Source organism: Nocardioides maradonensis (assembly GCF_054777115.1).
Window position 1 is genome coordinate 214,730 of the sequence record NZ_BAAHAZ010000009.1, and the last position, 9,929, is coordinate 224,658.

12 protein-coding genes and 1 tRNA gene are annotated in these 9,929 nt (G+C 72.1%); 6 read left to right on the forward strand and 7 right to left on the reverse strand.

All coding sequences use genetic code 11. The annotated features are described in order from the left end of the window. Positions 1-2: 2 nt before the first annotated feature. From ACYVAQ_RS13105 to ACYVAQ_RS13120, 4 genes are read right to left on the reverse strand one after another with little or no spacing between them, the layout of a single operon-like run. Positions 3-719: an LrgB family protein gene (locus ACYVAQ_RS13105; protein ID WP_460790178.1), complete on the reverse strand. Its 717-nt coding sequence runs from the start codon at positions 717-719 to the stop codon at positions 3-5. Then, entirely contained in the window at positions 716-1,069 is a 354-nt protein-coding gene (locus ACYVAQ_RS13110; RefSeq protein ID WP_460790181.1) for a CidA/LrgA family protein, read from the reverse strand. Before ACYVAQ_RS13110 ends, ACYVAQ_RS13105 begins: the two co-directional genes overlap by 4 nt. After that, a complete protein-coding gene (locus ACYVAQ_RS13115) occupies positions 1,066-1,638 on the reverse strand; it encodes a DNA-3-methyladenine glycosylase I (RefSeq protein ID WP_460790183.1) in 573 nt (190 codons plus the stop codon). Before ACYVAQ_RS13115 ends, ACYVAQ_RS13110 begins: the two co-directional genes overlap by 4 nt. A gap of 13 nt (positions 1,639-1,651) precedes the next feature. Then, a complete protein-coding gene (locus tag ACYVAQ_RS13120; protein ID WP_460790185.1) occupies positions 1,652-2,647 on the reverse strand; it encodes a pirin family protein in 996 nt (331 codons plus the stop codon). A gap of 87 nt (positions 2,648-2,734) precedes the next feature. Between ACYVAQ_RS13120 and ACYVAQ_RS13125 the strand changes: the two genes are divergently transcribed. Then, on the forward strand, positions 2,735-3,865 hold the full coding sequence (locus ACYVAQ_RS13125) for a glycosyltransferase (protein WP_460790188.1): 1,131 nt from the start codon (positions 2,735-2,737) through the stop codon (positions 3,863-3,865). Here ACYVAQ_RS13125 and mptB read toward each other — a convergent pair. Continuing rightward, positions 3,836-5,323, reverse strand: a complete 1,488-nt coding sequence (gene mptB, locus ACYVAQ_RS13130; RefSeq protein ID WP_460790191.1) for a polyprenol phosphomannose-dependent alpha 1,6 mannosyltransferase MptB — start codon at positions 5,321-5,323, stop codon at positions 3,836-3,838. The two genes, ACYVAQ_RS13125 and mptB, sit on opposite strands and share 30 nt — an antisense overlap. 132 nt (positions 5,324-5,455) lie before the next feature. Here mptB and ACYVAQ_RS13135 point away from each other — a divergent pair, with 132 nt between their 5' ends. The 4 genes from ACYVAQ_RS13135 (at position 5,456) to mmuM (ending at position 8,074) form a co-directional block, all read left to right on the forward strand. Continuing rightward, a complete protein-coding gene (locus ACYVAQ_RS13135; RefSeq protein WP_460790193.1) occupies positions 5,456-6,226 on the forward strand; it encodes a hypothetical protein in 771 nt (256 codons plus the stop codon). Continuing rightward, positions 6,226-6,693 (forward strand): nitroreductase family deazaflavin-dependent oxidoreductase, encoded by a 468-nt coding sequence (locus tag ACYVAQ_RS13140; protein WP_460790195.1) that lies wholly within the window; start codon positions 6,226-6,228, stop codon positions 6,691-6,693. Before ACYVAQ_RS13135 ends, ACYVAQ_RS13140 begins: the two co-directional genes overlap by 1 nt. Positions 6,694-6,769: 76 nt before the next feature. After that, positions 6,770-7,171, forward strand: a complete 402-nt coding sequence (locus ACYVAQ_RS13145; protein ID WP_460790197.1) for a VanZ family protein — start codon at positions 6,770-6,772, stop codon at positions 7,169-7,171. Positions 7,172-7,189: 18 nt separating this feature from the next. After that, positions 7,190-8,074: a homocysteine S-methyltransferase gene (gene mmuM, locus ACYVAQ_RS13150; RefSeq protein WP_460790199.1), complete on the forward strand. Its 885-nt coding sequence runs from the start codon at positions 7,190-7,192 to the stop codon at positions 8,072-8,074. Between the two features lie 80 nt (positions 8,075-8,154). On the opposite strand, the gene ACYVAQ_RS13155 is transcribed toward mmuM, so the two are convergent. After that, positions 8,155-8,235: transfer RNA gene (locus ACYVAQ_RS13155), tRNA-Tyr, on the reverse strand. Between the two features lie 88 nt (positions 8,236-8,323). Between ACYVAQ_RS13155 and ACYVAQ_RS13160 the strand changes: the two genes are divergently transcribed. Beyond that, positions 8,324-8,815, forward strand: a complete 492-nt coding sequence (locus tag ACYVAQ_RS13160) for a YajQ family cyclic di-GMP-binding protein (protein ID WP_460790201.1) — start codon at positions 8,324-8,326, stop codon at positions 8,813-8,815. A gap of 37 nt (positions 8,816-8,852) precedes the next feature. On the opposite strand, the gene ACYVAQ_RS13165 is transcribed toward ACYVAQ_RS13160, so the two are convergent. Next, a partial coding sequence (locus ACYVAQ_RS13165) for a tyrosine-type recombinase/integrase (RefSeq protein WP_460790203.1) occupies positions 8,853-9,929 on the reverse strand: 1,077 nt, incomplete at its 5' end.

The following is a 9,929-nucleotide window of genomic DNA, read 5'->3' on the forward strand; positions in this document are numbered from 1 at the left end:
AGTCACCAGAGCCAGAGTGCGAGGAGGGGGACGAGCGCGCTGATCAGGAGCGCGGTCAGCCCCATCGCGAGCCCGGTGAAGGCACCCTCGGTCTCAGTCTCGCGCAGCATCCGGGAGGCCCCGACGCCGTGCGAGACGGCGCCCATGGCCAGGCCGCGGGCGCGGTGGTCGCGGACCCGGAGCAGGTTCAGGGTCGCCGGGCCCGCGACCGCCCCGACGATGCCGATCACGATGGCGAAGACCGCCGCGAGCGGCGGGAGCCCGCCGAGCCGGTCGCTGACCGCGATCGCGACCGGGGTGGTGACCGACTTGGTGGCCAGGGTCTTCTGCAGGACCACGTCGGCGCCGGTCCAGCGAGCCAGCAGGACGGCGCTGGTGATCGAGACGACGGCGCCCAGCGTCAGCGCCGTCAGCATCGGGAGGACGAACCCGGTCAGCCGGTGCGCCTGCCGGTGCAGCGGGATCGCCAGCGCGACCGTGGCCGGCCCGAGCCACACCGAGACGAGCGTGGCGGAGACCTTGTAGTCGTCGTACGGGACGTCGAGGAGGTGCAGCGCCACGCCCACGAGCACGACGGCGACCAGCACCGGTTGCGCGAGGGCGTGCCCGCCGCTGCGGCGCTGGACCCAGCGCCCGAGCTGGTAGCCGGCGAGGGTGATGCCGACCAGGCCCAGCGGGGAGACGAGGACGTCGTGCAGGGCGGTGAGCGGATTCGTCATCGCGGCCGCCCGAACCGGCTGTCCAGCCAGGTCGCCGACCAGCCGACCACGACGAGCCCGAGGAACCACGAGCCACCGAGGGCGAGGGCGATCGGGACGGCGTGGTCGCGGAGCAGAGTCAGGTAGGCGACGACGCCCACCCCGGCGGGGATGAAGAAGAGCTGCAGGTGGCCGAGCAGGGCGGTGGCGGAGCGGACGATGGGCGCGTCGTCCGGCGTACGACGCCAGCGGAGCCAGCCGAAGCACAGCAGCATGCCGATCACCGTGCCGGGCACGGGCAGGTCGAGGACCTCGGCGATCAGCTCACCGGCCAGCTGGAAGCCGACGAGCCACGCGAGCCCGGTGATCATCGCGTCCCGCGGCGGTGGCAGCCGACCAGGTGCGGGTCGAAGATGCCGATCGCCTGCATCAGCGCGTACATCGTGGTCGGCCCGACGAAGACGAAGCCCTCCTTCTTCAGCGCCTTCGCGAGCGCGACCGACTCGGGCGAGGAGACGAGCCACTCGGCTGCCGTCGTGGGTGCCGGGTCGCGCTCGGGCGCGAAGCCGAGGACGAGCTCCTCCAGGCCGCCGCGCTCGCGCAGGTCGACGGTGGCCCGCGCGTTCGTGATCGTGGCCTCGATCTTGCGGCGGTTGCGCACGATGCCCGGGTCCTGCAGCAGGCGCTCCACGTCGACGTCGTCGTACGCCGCGATCGCCTCGGCGTCGAAGTCCTGGAAGGCCGCGCGGAAGCCCGGCCGCTTGGCCAGGATGATCGCCCAGGACAGACCGGACTGGAACGCCTCCAGCGTCATCCGCTCCAGGTACGCCGCCTCGCCGCTGACCCGCAGGCCCCACTCGGTGTCGTGGTAGTCGCGCATCGGCCCCGGGCCACCGGCCCACGGGCAGCGCGCGACGCCGTCCTCCCCGATCTCCACCATCCGAGCGAGCCGATCAGGACCGGCTGCGCAGCCGCGCGTTCGGCAGGACCGGCGCCGGGATCGGCGGCAGGTGGTCGCCGACCACGACCCCGAACCGACCCGGCTCTACCTCCTGGCTGTCGGCCACCACCGTGCCGTACGGCGCGACCTGGGCCTGCCACTCCTCGCGGAAGGCCACGACCTCCTCGTGGGTGCGGCCCACGAAGTTCCACCACATCACGATCTGCTCGCCGAACGGCGGGCCGCCGAGCACCAGGACCCGGGCACCCGCGGCTCCGGCGTACAGCTCGATCGCGTCGGAGCCGGGCGCGACGTACGCCAGCTCGGCGTACTCCGTGGGCTGCTCGGCCACCTGCAACGAGCCCTGGTCGACCAGCACCCCGTGCTCGTAGGTCGGGTCCACGGCCAGCTCGAGCCGCGCACCCGGGTCGAGCACCAGCTCGGCGCCGAGCAGCGGGGTGAAGGTGCGCATCGGCGAGGTGTCGCCCAGCAACGACCCGAGGAAGACGCGGGCCCGCCAGCCCTCACCGGAGACCTCGGCGGGGGCGTAGTGCTCGAAGCCGGGCTCGGTGAACCGGTCGCCGTCCGGCAGCGCCACCCACAGCTGCGCCCCGTGCAGGGTCGTGGTCTCCGGGGTGGAGATCTCGGAGTGGCTGATGCCCCGGCCGGCGGTCATCAGGTTGACCTCGCCGGGCAGCACCTGGCCGACCGTGCCGGCGCTGTCGCGGTGGGTGATCTCGCCCTGGAAGAGCCAGCTGACGGTCTGCAGCCCGGTGTGCGGGTGCGGGGCGACGTTCATGCCGCCGCTCTCGGTCACCTCGTCGGGGCCGTAGTGGTCGACGAAGCACCAGGCACCGATCAGCGAGCGCTGGCGGGACGGGAGGGTGCGGCGTACCCGCATGGCGCGGGGACCTCCCAGCGGGACGTCGCGGGGCGTCAGGATCTCGGTGCCGCGGGCGTCGTCGCCTCCGCAGACCATCTCCTCCGGGCGGGCCTCGGGGTTGCTCACCGCGCCATTCTCGCCTGCGCCACCGACGTCAGGCGACCTCTACCTGCACGTCGCGGTCCGTTCACCCGCACCCGGGAGCCTGCCCCCATGCGCATCGCCCAGCTCGCCAACTTCGTCGGGGCCTCCTCGGGCGGGATGAAGACCGCCCTCGCGGAGCTCGGCAGGGGGTACGTCGCGGCCGGCGCCGACCGACTCCTCGTGGTCCCCGGCCCGGTGGACCGGATCACGGAGACCGAGCACGGGACCGTCGCGCAGGTGCGCGCCCCCAAGGTCGGCGGTGGCTACCGGCTGATCGTCGAGCCGTGGCGGCTGGTGGACGTGCTCGACCGGTTCCAGCCGACCTCGATCGAGTGGAACGACAAGCTGACGCTGCTGCCGGTGGCGTGGTGGGCCCGTCGCGCCGGCGTCCGCACCGTGTGCCTGTCGCACGAGCAGCTCACCGACATGTTCACGATGCGCAGCGGGAAGCCGACCACGTCACGGGTCTCGATCGCGGTCGTGAACCGGCTGGTGGTGCGGTCGTTCGACACCCTGGTGGTGACCTCGCGCTACGCGCAGGAGGAGTTCCAGCGGCTCGCCGACGCGGTCGACTGCCCCATCGAGCGGGTGCCGCTCGGTGTCGACCTGGAGACCTTCCGCCCGCACGTCATCGGGGACGTCGGGGACGAGCCCGGGGTGCTCAAGCTCGCGTACGTCGGCCGCCTCTCCCGGGAGAAGTCGCCGCACCTGGCGGTCGCGACCGCGGTGGAGCTGCACCGCCGCGGCGTACCGGTGCGGCTGGACGTGTACGGCGAGGGTCCGCACCTGTGGGAGCTGCGCGAGATCGCGGGGGACGCACCCGTCCACTTCCACGGGTACGTCGACGGCCGGGTCGAGCTCGGCCGGCGGATCGCCGCCGCCGACATCGCGTTGTCGGTCTGCCCGGGCGAGACCTTCGGCCTCGCGGTGCTCGAGGCGCTGGCCTGCGGGACCCCGGTCGTGACGGCCGACCGCGGGGGCGCCCGCGAGCTGGTCGACGGGCGCTGCGGGGCGTGGGGCCGGCCGGACCCCGCGGGCCTCGCCGATGCGGTGCTGCGGCTCGCCCGCCGCCCCGAGGCCGGGCGACGCGCCGCCGCGCGGGCCAGGGCCGAGGAGTTCCCGTGGTCGCGGACCGTGGAGTCGATGCTCGCGATCCACGCGGGCGAGACGTCAGGAGACCGGCTGCGGGTGTCGGCCTGAGGGTGCCGCCCGACCGAGCAGCACCTGCCGGGCCCACAGGGCCAGCAGCACCGCGGCCAGGACCGCGACTCCCAGCACGATGGCCAGGTAGGCGCCGTGGAGCGAGGAGTCGAGCGGCGCCGTCAGGCCGGCGATGACCGACCCCGCCATGAGCACGTCGGTCGCTCGGCGCGAGGTCCGGGCGAGCGCGATCGGCGCGAGAAACGTCGGGACCACCAGCAGGTACCACAGGTGCACCACCGGCGAGAGCAGCACGAACGCGCCGACCGCGGTGGCCGTCGCCGCGACCGCCGCGCGCCGGTCGCCGGTCCGCGCGGTCAGGGTCGTGCGCACGAGAACGCCGGCCAGGGCCAGGGTCGCGAGGAGCCGCACGGCCGACCGGAACAGGTCAGGTGACGTGTCCAGACCGGCGCCGCGGGCGGCGAGGTCGAGCGCCTGCCCGAGCATCGTCGGGAGCGAGAGCACCGTGTTCAGCTCCCCCGGTACGGCAAGAGCGCCCACCCAGCCGTTGCCGAGACCGGTGACCACGCCGAGGACGAGCACGCCGGCGAGCGTCGTACCTCCCACGGCGGCGAGGTGCCGGACGCGGTGCCACGGGCCTGCGGCGACCGGGAGCGTCACGAGCGCGACGCCCAGGCACACGAGCCCTCCGGGCACCTTGACCGACGCGGCCAGCGTGGCGACCAGGGCGCCTGCGACCCATCCCCGCTCGACCGCCACGACGAGGGCGGCCGCCATCAGCCCGACCATGAGCAGGTCGTTGTGCAGACCACCCACCCCGTTCGCGATCATCAGGGGCGACACGACGACGAGCGCCACCGCGAGCGCCGGGTTGACCCCGACCCAACGGGCGAGCCGCGGCACCGACCACGCGAGCAGCGCCAGCCCGGCGAGCGCCACGAGCCGGTGGCCGACCACCAGCACCCACGGGTTGCCCGTGACCGAGGCCATCATCCGGCCGAGGAGGAGCGGGAGGGGCCCGTACGGCGTCACGGTGTGCATCCACATCGGGTCGACCGCCTGCAGGATCGGCGCGAGCGAGGTCGGCAGACCCGGCCCCTGCGCGACCAGCGCGTGCGGGCCGTAGGAGTAGGGGGAGAGCCCCGCGTGGGCGAGTGCGCCCTGAGCGGCGTACGACCAGCCGTCGCGGGAGAACAGCGGCGGGGCGACCAGGAGCGGCAGCGTCCAGACCACGGCGGCCGAGCGCACCAGGTCGACACCCTCGTCCCACCGGCTCGCGACGAGCGCCGCGGTCTCCCGGCACAGGTCCAGCCAGGCCCCGGCCAGGACGCCGAGGCCGACCAGCACGACGGACAGGCCGACCATCCGGCCGGCCTCGGACTGGCGCAGCGCGGCGAGCGTGGTGACGTGCGCGACGGGTGCCGACCGGGGCAGCGTCGAGACCACCAGTCCACCGAGCAGCACCAGCACGCTGCCCGTCAGCCCCCGTCGGATCACGCGCGTGACCGTAGGTCGCCCGGATGACCTCCCGGCGAACGCCGCGACGACGGCCGTCGACGCCTCGATGAGCGCCGGAATCATTCGCGCAACACCGCCCGAGCGGGCTGGGCGAGCACTAGCGTGATCGTCATGTCGACCACGCCCCCGCCGCCCCCGCCGTACGGCGGACCCCCGCAGCCGCCCTACGGCGCTCCCCCGCCCTCCCACGGCTGGGACCTCGGTGCGACCTTCAGCTGGGCGTGGGCGAAGTTCCAGGTGAACGCGGCACAGATGGTGCTCGCGACCGGGGCACTCTTCGTCGCGGCACTCGTGATCGGCGGCATCGGCTTCTTCCTGGCCAGCCTCGCGATCACGACCAAGAGCTACGTGTGCGACCCGACCAGCACGACCCTCGACTGCCACTGGACCGGTGGCACGCCCTTCTTCGTGACGATGCTGATCTACGTCCTCCTGGGCATCGTGCTGATGGTGGTCCAGCAGGTGTTCGCCGCCGGCATCGCGCGCGGCGCTCTCGGGGTGACGGCCGGACGGCCGTTCAGCGCGGCCGACGTCTTCCGGTTCGACACGAACGTCATCCTGACCGGCATCCTGGTGTCCGTGTTCAGCGGCGCAGCCGCGATCCTGTGCTACCTGCCGGGCATCGCGCTGTTCTGCATGATCTGCTGGGCGCCGTTCTTCGCGATCGACAAGGGGCTGGCGCCCATGGACGCGATCAAGGCCAGCTTCGCCATGGTGCGGTCGAACTTCTCGACGGCAGGTGTGTGGTTCCTCATCGGGCTCGTCATCTACCTCGCGGGCGAGGCCGTCTGCGGCGTCGGTCTGCTCGTCGCCGTACCGGTGATCGCACTCGGCAGCGCGTACACCTACCGGTTCCTCCAGGGCCAGCCGGTCACCGCCTGATGGGTCTGTTCACACCGGTCGCGATCCGACTCGGCTCGTTCTCGTGGATGCCGAGGCTGCTGCCGCAGATCACCTGGATCGACAAGCAGCTGCAGCGCTGGACGCGAGGGCGGGTCGGGTTCGTCGACCTGGCAGGCCTGCCGAGCCTGATGCTCACGGTGGCGGGGCGGAAGAGCGGGATCCCGCGCTCGACCCCGCTGCTGTGCGTGCCGTGGGAGGGAGGGTGGCTCATCGCCGGGTCCTCCTTCGGCGCGCCCAAGCCGCCGATGTGGGCGGCGAACCTGCGCGCCGCCTCGACCGTCACGGTCAGGTTCCGGCGCCGGGAGCACACCTGCACCTGGCGCGAGCTCGTCGGCGACGAGAAGCAGCGGGCCTGGGCGCACATGGTGACCGTGTGGCCGAACTACGACAAGTACGTCGAGTGGACCGACCGGGTGATCCCGGTCTTCCTGCTGACGCCCGCCTGACACCCGGTACCTCGGGGCCGGAGGTCGGTACCTGCGACCGAGTGGCGCGGCGGCTCCGCGACCTAGCGTCGAACGCATGGTCCGCACCGCCGCCTTCGTCCTGCTGGTCTGCTACTCGCTCGTGGTCGCCAACCTGACCCTCATGGACCCGTCGTCGGGCGAGTGGGCCTTCGGCAGCGCCGCACACCTGGCCGACCTGTTCTCCGGCGGTCGGATGGCCTGGAGCCAGACCGAGGTGCTCGCGAACGTGGCCCTGTTCGTGCCCATCGGCTTCCTGCTCGTCCTGCTCCTCGGGCGGGTGTGGCCGGCGGTCCTGCTGGGCGTCCTCGGCTCGGTGTTCATCGAGGTGGTGCAGGCCGAGCTCCTCCCGCTGCGGGTCGGCACGGCGACCGACGTGCTGCACAACGGGTACGGCGCCGCGATCGGCGCGCTGCTCGCGTCGCCGTACGCCCTGCTCCGGGTACGTCGCCCGGCCTGACCCTGCGAGGATCGACCCATGGAACAGACCCCGGTCGTCGTGCTCGACGGCGGACTGTCGACGGCGCTCGAGGAGCAGGGCGTGCGGCTCGACGGTCCGCTGTGGACCGCTCGCCTCCTCGCCGAGGAGCCGGACCGGATCCGCGCCGCCCATCGGGCCTACTTCGCCGCCGGTGCGCAGGTCGCCACGACCTCGACGTACCAGGCGAGCGTGGACGGCTTCGTCGCGGCCGGTCACGACCCCGACACCGCCCGCAGCCTGATCCGCCTCAGCGTCGAGCTCGCCCAGCAGGCCCGCGCGGAGCTCGCCGACCGCCCCGGACTGCTCGTCGCCGCCTCGGTCGGGCCCTACGGCGCCGTGCTCGCCGACGGATCCGAGTACCGGGGCCGCTACGGGGTGAGCCATTCGCACCTGCGCGCGTTCCACCGGTCGCGCCTGGAGGTCCTCGCGGAGACCGGTCCGGACCTCCTCGCCGTCGAGACGATCCCCGACGCCGTCGAGGCCGAGGTCCTCCGCGAGATCCTCGACGACCTCGCGATCCCCAGCTGGTTCTCCTACTCGGTCCGCGGAGCGACGACCTGCGCGGGCCAGCCCCTTGCCGACGCGTACGCCGTCCTGGCCGGGAGCGACGCGATCATCGCCGCCGGCGTCAATTGCTCGGACCAGGCGGACGTGCTCCCCGCGCTGGAGGAGGTGGCGCGCACCTGCCGGGTGCCGGGCGTGGCCTACCCCAACCGGGGCGGCACCTGGGACAGCGTCACCAAGAGCTGGTCGTCGAGCGTGCCGCTCGACCCTGCCCTGGTCGCGGCATGGGTGGAGGCCGGCGCCCGGTACGTCGGCGGGTGCTGCGGGACCGGGCCGGACGACGTACGGGTCCTGAGCGAGCAGCTCGCCGGCGCGTAGCTCGTCGGACCGGGTCGGTCGACAGCGAAAGAGCCCCTGGCCCTGCGTCTCCGCAGGCCAGGGGCCCTCCTCGTGAACCGTGGCAGGTGAAGGATTCGAACCTTCGAAGCTTTCGCGACGGATTTACAGTCCGCTCCCATTGGCCGCTCGGGCAACCTGCCTCGGGTGCCGTCCGGGCCTCCGTTTGGCGGCCGGACAACGAGGCGAAAGAATAGCGCAGCACCGACCGCCCCCGAAAATGGAGGACCCATGGCCGACTCGTCGTTCGACATCGTCAGCAAGCTCGACCGCCAGGAGGTCGACAACGCGCTCGGCCAGACCGCGCGCGAGATCTCCACCCGGTTCGACTTCAAGGGCACCGGCGCGACGATCGAGTGGAAGGGCGACCAGGCCATCGAGATCACGGCGTCGGCCGACGACCGCGCCAGCGCCGTGCTCAGCGTCTTCCAGGACAAGCTGATCAAGCGCAACCAGTCGCTGAAGATCCTCGACGCCTCCGAGCCGCGCCAGTCCGGCCAGCAGTCCAAGATCGCGATCGCGCTCAAGGAGGGCATCTCGTCGGAGGACGCCAAGAAGATCTCGAAGCTCATCCGGGACGAGGGCCCCAAGGGCGTCAAGGCGCAGATCCAGGGCGACGAGCTCCGGATCTCCTCCAAGAAGCGTGACGACCTGCAGGCCGTCCAGGCGCTGGTGAAGGCGCAGGACTACGACTTCGCGGTGCAGTTCACCAACTATCGCTGATCCGCTGTATTTCCGCAGGCCAGAGGCCTCGCGGTGGTCAAAAGTCCGCAGAGAGTCCGCAGAATTTTCGGGCTTCTCGGCGAAACACGGTCGCCATGAGGCCGGCTGCGGCGTTGCGGGTGCGGTCCTCTGCCTTGGGCCACAGGTGGCTGTAGGTGTTGAGCGTGATCGAGGGCGATGAGTGCCCCAGTGCGTGCAGGACGGTGACCACGTCGCAGCCGGCGGCGATCAGGCCGGAGGCGTAGAAGTGGCGCAGGTCGTGCAGGGTGAACTGCTCCATGCCGACCTGCTTGCGGATGCGGCGCCACTGGTTGCCGGCGCTGTTGCGGTTGTAGACATAGCCGCGTAGCGAGAACAGGTAGCCGTCCTCGCCGTGCGGCGCCGTTCGCTTGAGGTGCTGGGACAGCATGGTGACGAGGTCGTCGGGAGGGTAGACGATCCGCGCGGACTCGTACTTGGGTGAGGTCTCGACCGCCTTGCTGTTGACCTGGCCCTGGATCTGGCGCTCGACGGTCAAGGTGCGGCGCAGGAAGTCGACGTCGCCGAGCTGCAGCCCGGCGGCCTCGCCGAGCCGCAGGCCGGCGAACGCGCAGACCGCGACGAAGGCGCGGAACTCCGCGGGCGCGACCGCCAACGCCTTGGCGACCTGCTCGGCGGAAGGGATCTGCATCTTGGTCTCGGCCTTCGGCACCTTCGGCGGAGCAATGGCCGCGGTCGGGTCCAGCCGGATGACGCGTGCCCGCACGGCCGCGGTGAAACACATTCGGACGTAGTTGAACCGGGTGCGCCTGGTGGAGGCCGCGAGGCCACGCTTGCGCTTCGGACCGGGCAGCCGCTGCGCCTTCATCCACTGCCGGACGTGGTTCTCGGTCACGGCCTTGATGGGTACGTCGGCGAAGCCGAGGGATGCGAGTACCTGGTCAGCCGTTGCGGCGGTGCCGTCGGCCCAGTCTTGGGATGCGGCCCATTGCTCCCACCACTGCCGGAAGGTGACCTTGCCGGCGGCCGGGTCGACCCTGTCGACGGCACGTGAAAACTGACCCCCAAACGGCAACTGAAAACTGACCCCCTCCGAGAACCTGTCCTCGAGCTCGAGGCAGGAGATGCGGAGTGT